This is a genomic window from Streptomyces sp. NPDC050806, from assembly GCF_055586425.1.
On sequence record NZ_JBVJIF010000015.1, the window covers coordinates 1 to 18,126 of the forward strand.

Genomic DNA, 18,126 nt, shown 5'->3' on the forward strand with positions numbered 1-18,126 from the left:
TCCCCGCGGACGCCATCAAGCTGCCCGAGGGCTCGCTCAAGCTCCCCGACGGCACCGTGCGCCTCCCCGAGGGCGCGGCCGTACCGGAAGGCGCGGCCAGGCTGCCCGACGGCAACGTCAAACTGCCCGACGACGTCCCCGCGCTCCCCGAGAACGCCACCAAGCTGCCCACCAGCCCGGGCGAGCCGGCCCGGTACTTCGACGGCCAGGGCAACTACCTCGACGAACACGGCAACACGCTCACCGACGCGCCCACCGACACCGTCGACAGGGCCGCCCACCCCGCCACCGGCGCCGACACCCCCCGGGTGGAGTCGCCGGCCCACGCCCAGCAGCCGTCGCTGGTCGGCGCGGGCGTGCACGCCGCCGACAACGCCGCTCACGTCCGGCTGGGCGACAGCCTGGACACCACCCTCGGCGACACCGGCCGCATCGGCGACGACGCGGCCACGCCGGGCGCCCACGCCGGGGACGGCGTGCCCGCCCACCACGCCCCCGGCGGCCTGGCCGACCACCTCCCCGGTGGCCACGCCGACGACCTCGGACGCGGCCCCTCCGCGAACCACGAACCGCCCGCGGGAGGACACGGCGACGGCCCCACTGGCGGCGATCACACGCCGGGCGGCGGGGACCACACCCCGGGCGGCGACCACACGCCCGGCGGCGGGGACCACACCCCGGGCGGCGTCGGCGACGACCTGCCCGGCGGCCCGGGATCCGACCTGCCGCCCCCGCCGCACGGCGGTGACCTCGGCGGGCTCGGTCCCGCCATGCCCGAGGGCCCTCGCGGCAACCTCCCCGACGGCTCCTGGGCCGGCGAGAACGGCCTGCGCCTGGACCGGGAGGCGAACGCCGCCGCCGACGACTTCATGCGCCGGTCCGCCGAGGCGGAGCCGCGTATCACCGACTCGATGCAGGGCATCGCGGGCAAGGTCGACGACGGCAAGCTGATCGGCCTGGAGTACCGCCTCAAGGGGGAGGACTCCCTCAAGCGCAAGCTCGCCACGGACATGCTCGAGGACATCGGCGTGGACCACGGGCGGGTGCTCGGCGACATCAAGGACTCCATCCGCTACACGATGGAGGTACCGGGCAACAACTACACCCACGGTGTGCAGCAGGCGATCCACGACCTCCAGGCGAAGGGGTTCGAGAACGTCACGTTCAAGAACACCTGGGACTCCGCCGGCTACAAGGGCATCAACTCGACCTGGCGCGACCCGGTCAGCGGCCAGGTCTTCGAGCTGCAGTTCCACACGGCGGACAGCTTCGCGGCCAAGATGGACGGCCACGCGCTGTACGAGAAGGAGCGCCTGCCCGGCGTCACCCCGGAAGAGCTCGCCGCGATCAAGGCCGAGCAGACGGACCTGTTCGGCAGGGTTCCGGTACCGCACGACGCGGGCGCCATCAGGCTCGGCGGCCACGCGCCCGACGACCTGGCCGCCACACTCGGCAAGGACGCCGACTCCCTCACCGACGACCTCGGCAGAACGGGCGACGACGCGGGAGGCCTGGCGGACGACGCGGGGGATCTGGGGGATGATGCGGCGGACGGTGCGGACGAAGCCCGCGGCGACGGGCCGGACGCCGGCGATACGGACCTGCCTCGCGAGGGCGGTCCCGGCGGTCCCGGCGGTGCCTACTGGGTGACGGAACCCTCGGAATTCGCGGGCCGCGTCTATGACGAGATCCGCGCGACACCGAACCGGGTGGACCTGCCCAGCATTTCGCGGCACACCGGCGTCGACGAGTCGGTGCTGCGGCAGGTGAAAACGCATCTGTTCCGGGCACAGCACGATGTGACCGTCGGACCCAACGATGTCCGTCACGGCCTTTTCGAGCCGGCCGACGATATCGCCGAGCTCTGGCCCAAGGCACAGCGAGGGGACCTTTCGGAAGCCGAAATGCTGCGCTTCCGTTCCCTGATGGCGCACGAGTACGTGGAAAGCCGGCTCATGCAGTCGGGAATGCCGTACACGCAGCCGCACCCGCACATGTGGGAAGTGGATCCGAACGACGGCAAGTACTATCGGAAGTGGCCCGAGACACCTCGGGACGCCGGGGCACACGAGCTGGCACCGAATGAGCGCAAGGGCGGCTTCAAACACTGGGGCTCGCTGGGGCTCAAGGAACCCGACGTCGTGCTGCGCGAAGACATGTCCAACATCGACGACGTAGTGAAGGCTGTCGCACAGGAGCTGCGTTCGAAGGGGCTGAACCTGAAGTGACCGCACAGGAACCACGCGTCGTCCTCGACCGGATTCGCGGCGTCACCTGGGACGACGACTTCAGTGTGTCGCTCGGGCACGCCCGCTCCCGGGCCCTGCTGATGCGCGAGTACCTGCGCCGCGCCGCGCTCTGGGCCCGGGCGTACGGCGCCGAGGACGTGTGGCCGTTCTTCGACGTCGCGGAGTTCGTGGACCCTTCCGTCCAGCTGGACGCCGGCATCTCGGCCGAACTCGACGAGTACATCCGACTGCACGTCGGCACGCCCTCCATCCAGAAGACGTGCCGGGGCGCCGTGCACTGGGCGGCGGTGCGCGCGGAGACCAAGGCGGAGCTGCCGGACCTGCCCGACATGTACGAGCCGCTGTTGCTGATGTTCGAACGCGGCGGTGGTTACGCCATCGAGCAGTTCATCGACCTGCAAGGGGTGGCGATTCCGCGGGGGAGCCTGGAGAACAACATCTCCGCCACTCCGTTCCTCACCCTCGCGTCCGCCACGCTCGACGCTCTCGACGGCCGGGGACGGATCACGTACTACGCGAAGATCAGTGAGGGCTTTCCGCGGAACAGTCCCCGGGGCATCGTCCGGCGCCGCGTCATCGGCAATGGGGACGAGACGCACGACGAGGCCTTCACCCGCAATCTTCGCTGGGAGCCGACCGAGTACCTGCGCCTTTACGAGCTGGGGCACAACGACGTCGACCACGTGGAGATCTCCGAGGCCGAGGCCGCGGCGTTCATCGAGACGACGACGGAAAGGCTCACCGGAAACAGCTAATGAGTGCCGGTTTCCCGCGGGAGGTGCTGGAGCGACTCCGGGCCGTCGACTGGTACGGCGACTGGGGCAAGGCCAACAGCCACCGGCGGTCGCGTGCGCTGCTCATGCGGGAGTACCTGCGTCGTGCCGCCCTCTGGGCGCGTGAGTACGGTGCCGAGGCCGAGTGGCCGTTCTTTGACGTCACGGAGTACGCCACGCCTGGCTTCGAGCCCGCCCCCGGACTCGCGGCCGAGCTGGCGGAGTACGTGTCGCACCTCGGCACGCCGTCCACTCAGCGTGTGTGCCGGGGAGCCGTGCGCTGGGCCGCTTTCCGTGAGGGTGCGGCAGGGCCGCCTGCGCTGCCCGACCCGTATGCGCCGCTGCTGCTGATGTTCGAACGGGGTGGCGGTTATTCCGTTGAGGAGTTCATCGACCTGTACGGCGCGATGATTCCGCACGGGAACCTCGAATCCAATCTGGATGCCGAGCCGTTTTTCTCGCTCGCCCCCAGTACGCTCGACGTTCTCGATTCCGGGGCCGATGGTCGAATCTCGTATTACGCGAAGATCAGCGAGGGATCCCCGCGCAGCAGCCCGAGCGAAATCCTGCGGCGCCGACTGGTCGGCAGGGAGTCCGAAACGTACGACGAGGCCCTCACCCACAACCTCCGCTGGAAACCGACCGAATATCTCAAGCTCTACGCATCAGGTCACGACGGCATCGGCCTCGCCCGGATCACCGAGGTCGAAGCCGCTGCGTTCATCGAATCGATGACGGAGAAACCGACGGGAATCGGGCGGCCCACGGGCTGACCGGGAAGGCGTTCACGTGCCGCGCATCGACATAGACGACCCTGAGGTGGAAGCGGGATATGTGCTGCTGTACCGGGGAGAGCTGTTCACCGGCGAGGTCGAGGAGCGTATGGGCGGGGTCGTCATCAGCCGCGATTCCTATGTGGACGGAGTGCTGCACGGTGACTGCCGTGAGTGGCACCAGGACGGCACGCTCCTTTCCGAGGGCACTGCCCACGCGGGCCGTCCTGCCGGGGTGTCGAGGACGTGGCACCCGAACGGCACGCTCGCCTCGGAGCAGGTGTTCTCCGACCACGGGCTGACGCTGCTGGAAGAGCGCCGGTGGGACGAGCAGGGGCAGTCCGTGAAGGACTGGCGCGAGGGCCGCCGGGGTGGGCGCGGGGGCTAGGCGGTGACCGGGGTCTAGGCGGTGGCCGGGTGCGGTGTCGGTGTGGTGGTTTCCCGTACCAGGGCGTACAGGGCCGCGCTGGCGAGCATCAGGGCGCCGTCGAGGTAGATCGCCGGTACCCAGGTGCGGTACGTGTCGAAGAGGGCGCCGCCGAGTGCTGGGCTGACCACCGCGCCGATCTCGCTGACGAGGTTGAACAGGCCGAAGGCGGCGCCGCGTTCGGCCGGGTCGACCACGTCGTTGAGGAGCGCGTGGACCATCGGCTGGAGCGCGTTGAAGACCAGGCTGGTGACGAAGAGCAGTACGGACATCAGGACCAGGGACGGCTTGCCGGCCAGCTGGAGGTAGGCGCCGAAGACCACGACCAGCAGCCCCTGCACGACGACGGAGGCCACGATCATCGGGCGGCGGCCCCAGCCGCGGCGCTTGGCGAGGTCCGAGAGCCAGCCGCCGGCCGGGAAGCCGAGGATGCCGGCGCCCGCGTTGAAGGTGGCCACCAGCGCCGCCTTGGCGAAGGAGCTCGTCGCCGCGTCGGCGACGATCGACACCGACCAGAAGCTGAAGAACCACAGGTTCCACATCACCGCGATGAACGCGAAGCACAGCAGCAGCACATTGCGGTTGCGGGCGACGGAGCCCATGCGGGTGCCGCGGCGCGCGAAGACCGCGCCGATGAGGAGGAACGCGAGGGCGCACTCGGCGACCGCCACGCCCCAGGCGGGCAGGCCGAGCCCGTCGGCGATCAGGTAGACCGCCATCACCGCGGCGCACAGCACCACGGAGATGCCGAGCAGCCGCAGGGCCGGCCCGCCGGCCTTCAGCGGACCGCCGAGCCGTCGCAGGTAACCGGTCATGGCCAGCCCGAAGACCAGCGTTGCCGCGCCCAGCACGATGAAGGGCATGCGCCACGCGCCCGCCGTCCCGAACGTGCCGGCACCCCAGTCGATCAGGTAGGGCGCGCCGATCGTGGCGACGGTCAGGCCGAGCGCCAGCCCCGTGATCGCCACGCCCATGCCGAGACCCGCCTTCTCGGGCGGTGAGTGCCGGGCGATCAGCGTCCGGTCGTTGGAGTAGAAGACGCCCTCGCCGAGCCCGGTCAGCACCCGCAGCACGACGAACGCCAGCAACCCGCCGACGAACCCGCTGGCGAGGGTGGTGACCCCCGCCCAGAGCAGCGAGATGGCGATCATCGACCGGTGTCCGAAGCGGTCGCCCAGGTAGCCGCCGGGGAACTGCGTGAGCATGTACCCGGCGAAGAAGAGGCTGCCGATCAGGCCGCCGAGCGCGTGCGGATGGGTGGCGGAGCCGAGCATCCCGTGATCGTTGTCGATCAGCCAGGTGACGACGGGCCCGGTGATCGAGCGGTCGGCGTACGAGAAGAGCCAGCCGCCGAGCAGCATCGCCCACAGGGTGTGGTGCGGTTGCCATCGGCCGCGCCCGGTCGGCGGTGCGTCGGCGGGCCGGGTGGCCGGAGCGGGGGAGAAGCGCGGCATCGGTGATCCCTTCACGGCCAGTACGGCAGGGGCATGACAGCTTGCACGGTGTGCGGGGTACGCACCAGGGGGTGAACGGTGGGAAGTGGGTGCGTGCCCAGCGGGGTGCCGGGCGGCCGGCCCGGACCGGTCAGAGGGCGAGCTTCAGGCGCGGGCCGTGCGAGCGGGAGACGCAGATGAGCATGGTGTCGCCCGCTGATCGTTCGGCGTCCGTGAGCAGCTGGTCGCGGTGGTCGGGGGTGCCGGAGAGAACCTCGGTCTCGCAGGTGCCGCAGGTGCCGGCGCGGCACGACGAGAGCACCTGTACACCGGCGTCCTCCAGCGCCTCCAGGACCGAGCGTCCGGGCGGTACGCGTACGGTGCGGCCCGAGTCGGCCAGTTCGACGTCGAAGGCGGCGTCGTCTCCGGCAGCATCGTCCCCGGACGCGTTGTCTCCGGACGTGTTGTCTCCGACGGCGCCGAGGGCGGCCGGCGGCGGGCGGAAGCGTTCCACGTGCAGTGCGCCGTCGGGCAGGCCCGCCGCGCGGCACTGCTCCTCGGCCGCGGCGAGCAGCGCTTCGGGGCCGCACGCGTACACCTGTGTTGCCGCGTCGGCAGCGCGCAGGAAGCCCGCCAGGTCCAGCAGCCCGAACTCGTCCTCGGGGCGCAGCGTGACGCGCTCCCCGTATGCGGCGAGTCGGTCGGCGTAAGCCATGGAGGCGCGGGTGCGGCCTCCGTAGAGCAGCCGCCAGTCCGCCCCGGAGGCCCGCGCGCCGGCGACCATCGGGAGCAGCGGGGTGATGCCGATGCCGCCGGCGAGGAACAGGCAGCGGGCGGCAGGGGCGGCCGGTGACTCGAAGGGAAGCTCGAAGGGAAAGTGGTTGCGGGGCGCCGAGACCGTGACCTTGTCGCCGGCCGCGAGCCGGTCGTGCACGTACGACGAGCCGCCGGTGCCCGCGGTTTCGCGCAGCACCGCGACCCGCCACTCGGTCCGTTCGGCGGGGTCGCCGCACAGCGAGTACGGGCGCGCGAGGCCCGGTGCGAGGCGCAGGTCCAGGTGGGCGCCGGGGGACCAGTCGGGCAGCGCGCCGCCGTCCGGCCGGCGCAGCGACAGCTCGCACACGCCCTCGGCGACGGCCCGCTTGCGGACGACGAGGAGATCGAGGGGGGCGAGCCGGCCGAGGGGGCTGAGCTGGCCGAGGGGGTCGAGGTGAGCGTCACTCATCGGGCCGCCACCGTTTCCGGGGTGCCCGGTTTGCCCGGCGTACCGGCCGGCGGAGTGCCCGGCGCCCCGGCCGTCCGCGTGCCCGTTTCCCCGGCCGGCGGCGCCGCCGCGTCCGGCCTCTCCGACCGGGCGATCATCCGCTCCAGGATGCGCCGTGCCGCCAGGCCCCCCGTGTCGATGCCGACGCTCAGCTCCTGGACGCGGCGGCCCTCTTCCTCGGCCGTTACCCGCTCCAGGATGTCCAGCGCCGTCACGTCCTGAAGGACGACGGTGCGGTTGAACTCGTGCAGGAAGTCGCTGACCTTCTCGTCCTGGCGGGCGAAGTCCCGGGCCACCAGCCAGAAGTCGTACGTGGTGGTCTCGGTGGACGGCGTGATGGCGTACGCGATCTCGGTGTGGAACGCGTCCGGGTCGCTGCCGTCGGCGCCGGGTACCGAGCCGACCGGCGCGATCCGGCTGTGCAGCAGGTACAGGCAGGGCGCGTGGTACTCGATGTCCTGCCAGCGGCTGACCCGCCCCTTCAGGCCGGTGGAGTCGGCATAGAAGGGCGGGCACTCGGCGTCGTCCATGTGCCGGCCGACCCGGACGATGCCGCGTTCCTCGTCGGCCTCGGTGGTGATCGGGGTGGCGGCGACCTCCGGGGTGCCGATGTACCCGGCGTGCAGGAACGTCTCGTGCGAGAGGTCCAGGAGGTTGTCGACCAGCAACCCGTAACGGGCCCGGAGCGGCTCCATACCGCGGACGACCGTCCAGCCGGGATCGGCGAGCCAGGGGGCGCGCGGCACGGCGGACACGTCGGCGCGCGCCGGGTCGCCGATCCACACCCAGATGAATCCGTCCAGCTCGGCGAGCGGGTACGAGGCGACGCGCGCGGTGCGCGGCACCCGTGTCTGACCCGGTACGGAGACGCAGGTGCCGGCCCGGTCGTAGGTGAAGCCGTGGTAGCCGCAGACCAGCCGGCCGTCCTCCAGCGTGCCTTCGGAGAGCGGGTAGCGGCGGTGGACGCAGCGGTCGGCGAGCGCGGCGGCTCGGCCGTCCGGCGTGCGGTAGAGCGCCAGCGGCTCCCCGCAGACCGTACGGGCGAGCACCTCCTCGCCGCCGACCTCGCTGCCGTACGCGGCGACGTACCACTGGTCGCGGGCGAATGCGGTGGGAACGGGCATGGCGCGGCCTCCTCGACGCACAGGGCCCCGGGCGGCCCCCGGGGTCCACCAGACTGTGCGGCGCGCCTCAGGAGCGGGCAAGGGCCCCTTCCAGCAGCTGGAAACATGCGTGCACGGGGGTTGCGCACCGCGCTTCGGTGCGCAAGGGCCACGAGCGTGCGGAGGCTGCTGGTGCGCAAGGGGCCGCGAGCGTGCGGAGGTTCTGGTGCGCAAGGGGGTCCCGAGTGCGCGGAAGTTCCGGACGCGGGAGGGGTTCAGAGGACCGGCAGGCTGCGCGCGATGCCCTGCGCCGCCACGCGTACCGCCGGCGCCAGCAGCGCCGCGCGGCCCTCGCGTACCGGGACGACCACCGAGAGCGCGGCGACCGCCCGCCCGTCCGGGCCGCGGACGGGCGCCGCCACGGACACCGCGTCCATCGTGATCTGCCGCTCGCTGACCGCCACCCCGGAGGTGCGTACGTCGGCCAGGACCGACCGCAGCAATGCCGGGTCGCCGATCGTGCGCTCGGTGAAGCGGCGCAGCGGGGCGGCGCACACCTGCGCGACCACGGAGGGCGGCGCGTAGGCCAGGAGTGCGAGCCCCACACCGGTGGCGTGCAGCGGCCAGCGCGCGCCGACCCGGGTGCGCACCCCGACCGCGGACCGCCCCGAGATCAGCTCGATGTACACCGTCTCCAGGCCGTCCCGCACGGCGAGCTGGACGTTCTCGTGCGTCGCCTCGTAGAGGTCCTCCATGAAGGGCAGCGCCGCCTGCCGCAGTCCCACGCCGCGCCGCGCCAGTACGGCGATCTCCCACAGCCGCAGCCCGATCTCGTACCGGCCGTCCGCACGGCGCTCCAGCGCGCCCCACTCCGTCAGCTTCCCGGCGAACCGGTGCGCGGTGGCGAGCGGCAGGCCGGCCCGCCGGGCCAGCGCGGTCAGGGTCAGGCTGCGGTGCGCGTCGTCGAAGGCGCCGAGCAGCGCGAGCACCCGGTCGGCCGCCGACCGCTCGGGGCCGCGGCGCGCGTCGGGTTTTTCGGGTCCGGCCTGCGGGTCGCGCAGGGCCATGGCGCCCCACCTCCGGTCGGTCCGTCCGTGCCGCGGCGAGCCTAGTTGAGGGCCGAACCAGTGCCCAGGGGCCGCGTATAGGCCGGTGCCGCCCGCCCCGTCATCCGGATCCGCCCGCCCCCTCGGCCGTAACCGTCCGCGTCGGGCCGCATCGCTGGTGCGGTGGGCCGCTCGTCCCGGGGACCGCCGCCGAGGTGCCGTCCGGGCGCCGGGCGGGCTCTGAGAGAGTGGGGGCATGAGCACTGCGCATACCGGTACGGGCCAGGCGCCCGGTCGTTCGAGCCACGCGCCCGGTCACGTCGTCGTGATCGGCGGCGGCATCGCGGGCCTCGCGGCCGCGCACCGCGCGCTCGACGGCGGCGCGCGGGTGACCGTCCTGGAGGCTTCCGGACGGCTCGGCGGCAAGCTGAAGGCCGGCGCGGTCGCGGGCGTACCGGTCGACCTCGGCGCCGAGTCGATGCTCGCCAGGCGCCCGGAGGCGGTCGAGCTCGCGCGCGCCGTCGGCCTCGGCGACCGGCTGCAGCCGCCGTCCACCGCCACCGCCTCCCTCTGGACCCGCGGTGCGCTGCGCCCGATGCCCAAGGGCCACGTCATGGGCGTCCCCGGAGACCCGGCGCCGCTCGCCGCCTCCGGAGTGCTGTCCGAGGCCGGCCTCGCGCGCATCGAGGAGGACGTGGAGCTGCCGCGCACCGAGGTCGGCGAGGACGTCGCGGTCGGCGCGTACGTCGCCGAGCGCCTGGGCCGCGAGGTCGTCGACCGGCTCATCGAGCCGCTGCTCGGCGGGGTGTACGCGGGCGACGCGTACCGCATCTCCATGAGGGCCGCCGTCCCGCAGCTCTTCGAAGCCGCGCGGAACCACCGCTCCCTGACCGAGGGGGTACGGGCCATCCAGGCGCGCACGGCCGCCACCGTGCACCGGACCGGGCCCGCGGCGGCCGGGCCGGTCTTCACGGGCATCGACGGGGGCATCGGGACACTGCCGGGCGCGGTCGCCGACGCGGTGCGCGCCAAGGGCGGCGAGATCGCACTGAACACGGCCGTGCAAGAGGTCCGGTGGTGCGGTGACGGCTGGGAGGTCCATGCCGAGGACCGGATCGAGGAGGCCGACGCCGTCATCCTCGCCTGCCCGGCGCCCGACGCCGCCCGTATCCTCCGCCACGAGAGCCCCGCCGCCGCCACCGAGCTGGACGGCGTCGAGTACGCCTCCGTGGCCCTGATGACCATGGCCTTCCGCCGTGCCGACGTCGAGGGCCGGCTCACCGGAAGCGGCTTCCTCGTGCCGCCGGTGGACGGGCACAAGATCAAGGCCGCCACCTTCGCGAGCAACAAGTGGGGCTGGGTCGAAGCCGCCGATCCGGACCTCTTCGTGCTGCGTACGTCCATCGGGCGCTACGGGGACACCGCCGATCTGGCGCGCGAGGACGCCGAGCTGGTGGACCTCTCGCTGCGCGACCTGGGGGAGGCCGTGGGGCTGGCAGCCCGGCCCGTCGAGACCACGGTCACCCGGTGGTACGGCGGCCTGCCGCAGTACCCCGTGGGTCACCTGGAGCGGGTGGCACGCATCCACGAGGCCGTGGACCGGCTCCCCGGCCTCCGGGTGTGCGGCGCGCTCTACGAGGGCGTGGGCATCCCGGCCTGTGTCGCGAGCGCCACGAAGGCCGCCGACGCCGTCCTGGCCACCCTGACGCCGCACGGAGCGGCGACCCCGATGCCGCACGGCGCGCCGACCCCGGCGCCGGGCACCCCGGCGAGCGAGTGAGAATGGACGCATGACTGACGCCACCCCTGGGCCCGCGCCCGAGAAGACCCCGAACGCCGGCAAGAAGGCGAAGGACCTCAACGAGGTCATCCGCTACACGCTCTGGTCGGTGTTCAAGCTGCGTGCCGCCCTCCCCGAGGACCGCAGCGGCTACGCCGAGGAGGTCGACGAGCTGATCGAGCAGCTCGCCGCCAAGGACGTCGTGGTCCGCGGCACGTACGACGTGTCCGGCCTGCGCGCCGACGCCGACGTGATGATCTGGTGGCACTCGGAGAGCTCGGACGCGCTTCAGGAGGCGTACAACCTCTTCCGCCGCACCAAGCTCGGCCGCGCCCTGGAGCCGGTCTGGTCGAACATGGCGCTGCACCGCCCCGCCGAGTTCAACAAGTCGCACATCCCGGCCTTCCTGGCCGACGAGGAGGCGCGCAACTACGTCAGCGTGTACCCGTTCGTGCGCTCGTACGACTGGTACCTGCTGCCCGACGAGGACCGCCGCCGGATGCTCGCGGACCACGGCAAGATGGCCCGCGGCTTCCCGGACGTGCGCGCCAACACCGTGCCGTCCTTCTCGCTCGGCGACTACGAGTGGATCCTCGCCTTCGAGGCCGACGAGCTGTACCGCATCGTCGACCTCATGCGTCACCTGCGCGGCTCCGAGGCGCGGATGCACGTCCGCGAGGAGGTCCCGTTCTACACCGGCCGCCGCAAGCCGGTCGCGGAACTGGTGGCCGGACTGGCCTGACGGCCCTGAGCCCCGCAGCCCGCCCAGCCCCCCCAGTAGGGCTCAGTACGGCTCAGGACGGCTGCGGGCGGGGCTCACTTCTCACCGGGCTCGGGCTCCGCGTGCGGCTTGCAGAACGCGTCGCGCGCCGGGACCCGCCCGGTGAGCAGGTAGTCCTCGGTGTACTTGTTCACGCAGTCGTTCTTGCTGAAGGCGATGCCGTGCTGCCCGGCGTCGCGCTCGGTGACCAGCCGCGACCCGGCCAGCCGCCGCTTCAGCTCCAGCGCGCCCGAGTACGGCGTGGCGCCGTCCCGCTCCGCCGCCAGCAGCAGTACGGGGGGCAGCGCCCCGGGGGCCGTACGGACGTCCAGCGGACGCTGCCCCATCTCGTGCGCTGACCGCGGCCAGAAGGCGCAGGGCAGGTTCATCCACGCGTTGTCCCAGGTCTCGAACGGCGCGACCTGGGCCACCATGGTGTTGTCGCGGTCCCACGTGGACCAGTTCCGCGGCCAGACCGCGTCGTTGCACTCCACGGCCGTGTAGACCGCGTCGCCGTTCTCGTCCGCCACCGCGTCCGCCGGGTCCGGCGCCGCCTGCGCGATCAGGGGCTTCGGGTCGCCCTTGAGGTAGCGGGACAGCGCGGCCGCCCGGATGGGCCAGTAGTGGTCGCTGTAGCCGGCCGTCAGGAACGCGGCCTGCAGCTCCGCCGGACCGACCTTGCCGCCCGCCGGCTTGCGCCGCAGCTGCGCGGCCGCGCGGTAGTACGACCGGCCGACCGCCTCCGCCGTCCTCCCCAGGCCGTAGGTCTTGTGGTGCTTGGCGACCCAGCTGCGCCAGTCCTTCCAGCGCCCCTCGAAGGCGATGTTCTGCTGGAGGTTGTTGCGGTACCAGACCTGGTCCGGGTCCGGGTTCACCACGCTGTCGAAGACCATGCGGCGCACGTGCCCCGGGAAGAGCGTCGCGTACACGGCCCCGAGGTACGTGCCGTACGACGCGCCCATGAAGGTGAGCTTCTTCTCGCCCAGCGCGGCCCGCAGCATCTCCAGGTCACGCGCGTTGTTCAGCGTGTTGTAGTGCTTCAGTGCCGCCCCGGACCGGCGTGCGCAGCCCTCGGCGTACGCCTGCGCTTCCTTGATCTTCTTCTGCTTGAAGCGCTCCGAGGGGTGCACCGGGCTGTCCGAGGGGGCCTTGCCGGCGACCTCCTTCGGGTCCTCGCAGGACAGCGGTGCCGACCGGGCGACGCCACGCGGCGCGTAGCCCACGAAGTCGTACGCCCGTGCCGTACGCCGCCACTCGGGCAGCTCGGCGTACATGGGGAAGGGCATCGCGTTGCCCCCGGGGCCGCCGGGGTTGTAGAGGAGGGCGCCCTGCCGCTCCTTCTTGGGGCCGGTGGCGTGCCGCCTGCTGACGGTCAGGTCGATCTTCTTGCCCTCGGGGTGCGCGTAGTCCAGGGGCACGCGGACCTTGCCGCACTCCACGCCGGACGGCAGGTGCTCCGCGGCGGGGCAGCGCCCCCAGGAGATCTTCGCGGGCGCGGGGGCGGACGGCTGTGCGGACGTGGAGGGGAGCGTGGACGTGGACGGGAACGCGGGTGAGGGGGCGGCCGCGGGCGCGGGGAGCCCGGCCGCCGGTGCGGCCGCCAGAGTGCCCAGAACCAGTGACCCGATGGTGCCGAACAACGCTACTGCCTTCACAAGCCGTCCCTTCGTGGGTCACCGTGCCGCCTCCGGCCGGGCGTCATCGGGTGTGACAAAAGGGATACTTGAGCGGCAATTTGATGATGTAAAGCACCGGGCGCCGGTGTCGGAAGGGATGCCCCGGAAGAGACCTTGAAGGGGCGCGCGGCGGATACCCGAAGACCCCCGCACGCCCCTCCGCGGGACCGGTCACCTCACCCATTCGCCGCCGAATGCGCCGCGCCGCCCCGGGGCCCGCCCGGGCCGCCCTGCCCCTCTCGGGCCTGCTCGTCCCGGGGCGGGCGCCCTTCCCGGCCTCGCCGGTCCTCTTCCGCCCCTTGCTGCCCCTGCTGCTCCTCCCGGCCCTCCTGACCCCGCTGCTGGTTCTCCGGACCGCCCTCCTGGCCTTGTCCTCGCCCCTGGCCCTGTCCTCCGCCCTGGCCCTGTCCGCCGCGGCCGGGGGCGCCCGGCGCGGGTGTGGAGGCGGCCGGCGGCAGGGAGAAGGCCGCGGACGGGGTGGCGGGCTCGGGCGGCGCGGGTGCCGCGGGAGCGGCCGGGGACGGCGGTGCGGGCGGGGGCGCGGCCGGCGGCGTCGGCGAGCCGGTGGCCTGGGTGTCCCGGGCGATGCCGTCGAAGTCCACGTCGCCGGTGCGTTCCAGCACGGTGATGTGGTCGAGCACGGTCGTATTGGCATCGTCCGCCAGCCCGCGTACCAGCGAATTGCGCGTCGTCGCGCGGACCTGCGCGACGACCGTGAAGACCTTGCCGTGCGCCAGCCGGAGGATGTTGGCGAACTTCCGGTCGTACTCGCTGCCGCGCGCCGCCTCCAGCTCCGAGAGCCAGCCCTGCTGCTGGGCGTTGGGCTGATTGGGCAGGTCGACGCCGAGCTGTGACGCCACCCTCAGGACGTGGCGGTCGAGGGCCGCGTGGCCGCTCACGAGGTGATCGCCCGCGGTCCGTACGGCCTTCGTGGTGCCGCGTTCCCGCGCCTGCTGCCCGGCCGGCAGCTCCCAGAGCCCGGCCAGCCGGACCTTGTTGACGAAGTCGCGGTCGAGGGCGGAGAGCGGGCCGAAACGGGTGGCCACGGTGCCCGCGTTGATGTCGGTGCCGGCCGCCGAGAGCCCGGCGAAGGACAGGATGGGGAAGAGCAGTGCGGCTGCCGTCGCGACGAGTGCGGCGACGACGAGTCCGGTTCCGGTGACGGATCGCATGGTGCCTCCTGGTGCGCTCCCGCACGCTAATCCGCCCGCCCCGGCCCGCACCCTTGTTCCCCGAACTCGAACTCAACGTCCGTCGCCCGTTGGTACGTTGACGAGTTTCCGGGCCCGCCTCGGGCGGTACGGGCCCGGCGCAATGTGGAGCCTCCCGAACCGCCGGGCACAGGTACCCACGGCGCGCCGCGTACTCGGCGCTGCGGGCGCCGCCCCGCAGCGGGACGGTGCGTGCCCCGTCTCCGGAGCCCTGCGTGTGGTGCTTCCCGATGCTGTGCGGGCGCCGCCTTGAGAGGCCGTGCGCGCCCCTGTCCTTCGAGGGCCTGCGCACCCGCCCTCCTGAAGGCGTGCGCGTCCGCATCCGGGGGCAGCTCGTATGCCCCTTTCGGGGGCGCGCCTGCGTGCTGACCTTTCGGTCCTGCGGACGCACCGCACTGGGGGTCAGTTGCTGGAGCCTCCGCACGAGGAGTGGCCGCCGGAAGAGTGGCCACCGGAGGAGTGGCCGCCCCCGCAGGAGGAGCCGCCGGTGCCTGAGGCGGAGCCTCCGCAGGAGGCGTTGCCGCAGCCCGTTCCGCCGCCGGAGGAACCGCACCACAGGCCGCCGGTGTCGGCGGCGCCGCTCCAGCCCGTTCCCGGCGACGATCCGTTGGCGGACATCGCGTTGGCCGCTGCGGGTCCTCGCGCCGCCCGCTGCGCCTCCAGCAGGTGCTCACGCAGTGCCCGGTCGGTCAGCAGCGCCGCGCCCCCGACGGCCACGGCGAGCGCGGCGGGCAGGCCCGCCGGGCCGGCGGCGGCCGCCTTGTTCGCCGTACGGAAGCGCTTCAGGGCGCGCTTGCCGTCCTTCGTGATGCGACGGCGTACGGCATTCCGGCACAGCGTGCCGATGAAGATCCCCGCGAACACCGCGGGCGTCACCTTGAGCACGAACGGCATGTTCTGCGGGTACTGCGGAGCACCGTCGTCCAGCGCCCCCGTCACCGACTGGAAGATGCCGAGGAAGAAGACGCACATGCACGCGCCGATCTGCAGCCGGGCCAGCTGCCGCCACGGCCGGCCGGTCTCCGGGCGGTGCAGCAGGCCGCGGTCCGCCAGCCGGTCGCCGATCTGCTGGACGGCCCCGCTGCGCATGACCGTCGGGCGCAACCGCGCCAGGGCGCCGCCAGGCGTCCGCGCGAGCCCCTCCAGCACCGCGGACTCGACCGGGTCGTGCGAGACGGCGGGACGGCGCGCTGAGACCGTTCCCGGGCCGCCGATCGCCAGCCGGCCGTCGCTGTGCATCCCGGCGATCGCCGCGTCGGCGACCCGGCCGGGTCCGCCGGCGAGGAAGGCGTTCTCCCAGAGGTCGTGCGAGGGCACGTCGACGAGCACCGCCCGGGGGGACGGCGCGGCGCGGCGGGTGTGGACCGTACCGGCGATGAGCACCACTGAGGACGCGGCGACGGCCAGGTACACCAACTGCGCGAAGGACAACGTGATTACCTCCCACTCCGGGGTCTGTCGACATACTCCACCCGCGAGGCACCTTCCGGCACGTGCGGGGTCCCGCTCCGGCCGCCGCCCGCCGTGCCGTTCCCGCCCGTCGTGCCGTCCCCGGCCGGCCGCTCGCCCCCGGGTCGGGGCAGCAGGCCGGTCAGCGTGCGGGCCAGCCGGGTCAGCCGTGCCGCGGGACGGTTCGACGGCGGGGTGGGGCCCGCACGGTCGCGCCACCACTGTGTCAGCTGCCGCCGCGCCGTGGGGTGCGCCGGGAGGCCGAGGGCGAGCAGATGGCCGGCGAAGTCCAGTGCGTCGCGTCGGTAGCCGCCGCGCATCGGCCGGCCCTGTGCGTAGTCCAGGAAGGCGCTGCGGTAGTCCGCTCCCAGTATGCCGGGCAGCTCCGGAGCGACCGCGGCGATCACGTCCGCCCGCTTGGCGGCCAGCGCGCGCCGCTGCACGGAGAGGCGCTCGGCGTCGAACCCCGCCGGATCGGCGCCGTCCGCCACCAGCGCGGCCAGCAGCTCCTCCTGTGCCGCGGCCAGCCGCCGCCGCGCCGCCTCGGTCCCTCGGGAGGCGAACGCGTCCCGGCCGGATGCCTTCCGATCGGCCGCGTCCTGGTCGGATGCGCTTCGGGCGGCCGCGCCGCGGTCCGATGCGCTTCGGGTGGGCGCGTACTCGTCGGGAGCACTTCGGGGGGACGAGGTTCCCTCCGATACGTGGTGATCGAGGGCGTGGCAGTCGGGCGCGTTCCCCTCCCGTACATGCCGGGCGCGAGTGCTCCGGCCGCCGGGCCGGGGGTCAGGCAGTCGCTCGGTCATGGGTCCCGGCCTCCTTCACGACGCTTCGTACGGCAGTCAGCTCGGCGGCGAGCTCCGCGACGGGCGGGAAGTTCTCGTCGCGTTCGAGGAGGACGCCCGGCGGGGTGACGCGGGCGCACAGCTCGGCCAGCACGTCCAGGACGGGCTGCGTCACGGGGTGCGCGTGGCTGTCGTGCCACACCCCGTCCCGCTCGAAACCGCCCGCGACGTGGACGTAGGCGATCGCCTCCACCGGCAGCGCGTCCAGGGCCGCCGCCGGGTCCTCGCCCCGGTTCACGTGGTTGGTGTGCAGGTTCGCCACGTCGATGAGGAGTCGTACGCCGGTCCGCTCGACGAGTTCGGCGAGGAACTGTCCCTCGGTCAGCTCCTCGCCGGGCCAGTTGATCAGTGCGGCGATGTTCTCCACGGCGAGCGGGACCGGCAGCGCCTCCTGCGCGATGCGTACGTTCTCGCACAGCACGTCGAGCGCGTCGTACGTACGGGGTACGGGCAGCAGGTGCCCCGCCTCCATGCGCGGCCCGCCGGTCAGCTCGCCGCCGGCCCGCACGAAGGCGATGTGCTCGGTGACGAGGGGCGCGGCGAGCGCTTCGGCGCGCTCGGCCAGCGCGGCCAGCCGGCCGGCGTCCGGCCGCTCGGCGCCGCCCAGCCCGAGGGAGACGCCGTGCGGGACGACGGTGGTGCCGCGGGCCCGCAGGGCTTCGAGGGCGGGCGGGAGGTGGCCCGGGCAGATGTTCTCCGCGACGACTTCGACCCAGTCGATCCCGGGCAGCCCGGCGATCCCGTCGGCGATCTCGGGCCGCCACCCGATGCCGGTGCCCAGCCGGTACCCGGGTTCCGGTCCGGTACGCCGCTCCCGGCGGCTCTCCGTGTGCCCGGTTCGCCCTGGCTGCTCCATCGCTCCCCCTCCGCTCCGACTCCCGGGTGCTTCCGTACTCATCACCCCTCTGAGGAGGACGAACCGTCGGTCCGCCGAGTTCAGAGCCGGATCTGAGCTTTTCCCCGCCTTTGCACGCCGTACGAATACGCGCGTGGCGCGGCGTATGAACGCCTGCCTCCCGCGGCACACGAAGACCGGCCTCCTCGGCGCACGAAGGCCCGCCTTCCGCTGCACACGAATGCGTGTCTTCCGTGGCGCACGGAGGTGTGTCCCTCGCGGCGTACGGATGCGCGGCCCGCGGTCCGGCCCTGCCGGTGGCTCGTGTCGCGTCAGCGGGTGGTCTCCACGGCCACCGCGGCGCCGAGTCCGAAGAGGACCGTCCCGGTGGGCTGTTCGAGATGGCCGCGGGCCCGGGGGCGGCGGAAGACGGCCCGCGCGCGGTGGACGGCGAGTGCGACCGCGCCGAGCCGGACCACGCCCAGGAGGTGAGCACGTAAAAACG

The 18,126-nt window shown here is 73.1% G+C and carries 12 protein-coding genes and 3 pseudogenes; 6 read left to right on the plus strand and 9 right to left on the minus strand.

All coding sequences use genetic code 11. The features are described 5' to 3' along the window. The 4 genes and pseudogenes from ACZ6WH_RS36205 to ACZ6WH_RS36220 form a co-directional block, all read left to right on the plus strand. A pseudogene (locus ACZ6WH_RS36205) lies at nucleotides 1-2,228 on the plus strand (hypothetical protein); the annotation flags it as partial. After that, nucleotides 2,225-3,004, plus strand: a complete 780-nt coding sequence (locus tag ACZ6WH_RS36210; protein ID WP_469734038.1) for a hypothetical protein — start codon at nucleotides 2,225-2,227, stop codon at nucleotides 3,002-3,004. The pseudogene ACZ6WH_RS36205 and the gene ACZ6WH_RS36210, both read left to right, overlap by 4 nt. Beyond that, the gene (locus tag ACZ6WH_RS36215; protein ID WP_469734041.1) at nucleotides 3,004-3,795 is read left to right on the plus strand and encodes a hypothetical protein; all 792 of its coding nucleotides are present in this window, start codon (nucleotides 3,004-3,006) and stop codon (nucleotides 3,793-3,795) included. The genes ACZ6WH_RS36210 and ACZ6WH_RS36215 overlap by 1 nt, the downstream gene beginning before the upstream one ends. A gap of 16 nt (nucleotides 3,796-3,811) precedes the next feature. Next, nucleotides 3,812-4,183, plus strand: coding sequence for a toxin-antitoxin system YwqK family antitoxin (locus ACZ6WH_RS36220; protein ID WP_469734043.1), 372 nt, complete (start codon nucleotides 3,812-3,814; stop codon nucleotides 4,181-4,183). A 14-nt stretch (nucleotides 4,184-4,197) separates the two neighbouring features. On the opposite strand, the gene ACZ6WH_RS36225 is transcribed toward ACZ6WH_RS36220, so the two are convergent. The 4 genes from ACZ6WH_RS36225 to ACZ6WH_RS36240 all read right to left on the minus strand — a co-directional run bounded on the left by ACZ6WH_RS36225 (nucleotide 4,198) and on the right by ACZ6WH_RS36240 (nucleotide 9,089). Further along, nucleotides 4,198-5,676: an MFS transporter gene (locus tag ACZ6WH_RS36225; protein WP_469734045.1), complete on the minus strand. Its 1,479-nt coding sequence runs from the start codon at nucleotides 5,674-5,676 to the stop codon at nucleotides 4,198-4,200. Between the two features lie 130 nt (nucleotides 5,677-5,806). Further along, nucleotides 5,807-6,880, minus strand: a complete 1,074-nt coding sequence (locus ACZ6WH_RS36230) for a PDR/VanB family oxidoreductase (protein WP_469734047.1) — start codon at nucleotides 6,878-6,880, stop codon at nucleotides 5,807-5,809. Further along, on the minus strand, nucleotides 6,877-8,043 hold the full coding sequence (locus ACZ6WH_RS36235) for an aromatic ring-hydroxylating dioxygenase subunit alpha (RefSeq protein ID WP_469734049.1): 1,167 nt from the start codon (nucleotides 8,041-8,043) through the stop codon (nucleotides 6,877-6,879). Before ACZ6WH_RS36235 ends, ACZ6WH_RS36230 begins: the two co-directional genes overlap by 4 nt. Nucleotides 8,044-8,297: 254 nt before the next feature. Further along, complete coding sequence (locus tag ACZ6WH_RS36240; protein WP_469734051.1) at nucleotides 8,298-9,089, minus strand: IclR family transcriptional regulator; 792 nt, start codon at nucleotides 9,087-9,089, stop codon at nucleotides 8,298-8,300. A gap of 235 nt (nucleotides 9,090-9,324) precedes the next feature. Between ACZ6WH_RS36240 and hemG the strand changes: the two genes are divergently transcribed. Together hemG and hemQ are read left to right on the plus strand one after the other, a co-directional pair. Continuing rightward, nucleotides 9,325-10,848 (plus strand): protoporphyrinogen oxidase, encoded by a 1,524-nt coding sequence (hemG, locus tag ACZ6WH_RS36245; RefSeq protein ID WP_469734053.1) that lies wholly within the window; start codon nucleotides 9,325-9,327, stop codon nucleotides 10,846-10,848. Between the two features lie 10 nt (nucleotides 10,849-10,858). Next, nucleotides 10,859-11,590, plus strand: a complete 732-nt coding sequence (gene hemQ / locus ACZ6WH_RS36250; protein ID WP_361565261.1) for a hydrogen peroxide-dependent heme synthase — start codon at nucleotides 10,859-10,861, stop codon at nucleotides 11,588-11,590. Nucleotides 11,591-11,664: 74 nt separating this feature from the next. Here the strand turns inward: hemQ and ACZ6WH_RS36255 are convergent, their stop codons facing one another. The 5 genes and pseudogenes from ACZ6WH_RS36255 to ACZ6WH_RS36275 all read right to left on the minus strand — a co-directional run bounded on the left by ACZ6WH_RS36255 (nucleotide 11,665) and on the right by ACZ6WH_RS36275 (nucleotide 18,100). After that, complete coding sequence (locus ACZ6WH_RS36255; RefSeq protein WP_469734056.1) at nucleotides 11,665-13,263, minus strand: alpha/beta hydrolase; 1,599 nt, start codon at nucleotides 13,261-13,263, stop codon at nucleotides 11,665-11,667. A 449-nt stretch (nucleotides 13,264-13,712) separates the two neighbouring features. After that, nucleotides 13,713-14,456, minus strand: a pseudogene (locus ACZ6WH_RS36260) (DUF4142 domain-containing protein); the annotation flags it as partial. A 441-nt stretch (nucleotides 14,457-14,897) separates the two neighbouring features. Continuing rightward, nucleotides 14,898-15,926 carry a TIGR04222 domain-containing membrane protein gene (locus ACZ6WH_RS36265; protein WP_469734058.1) on the minus strand — a complete coding sequence of 343 codons (1,029 nt, stop codon included), beginning with the start codon at nucleotides 15,924-15,926 and terminating at the stop codon, nucleotides 14,898-14,900. A 347-nt stretch (nucleotides 15,927-16,273) separates the two neighbouring features. Beyond that, nucleotides 16,274-17,567: pseudogene (locus ACZ6WH_RS36270) on the minus strand (MbnB/TglH/ChrH family RiPP precursor modification enzyme); the annotation flags it as partial. A 386-nt stretch (nucleotides 17,568-17,953) separates the two neighbouring features. Next, entirely contained in the window at nucleotides 17,954-18,100 is a 147-nt protein-coding gene (locus tag ACZ6WH_RS36275; RefSeq protein WP_469734060.1) for a hypothetical protein, read from the minus strand. Between the last annotated feature and the right edge of the window lie 26 nt (nucleotides 18,101-18,126).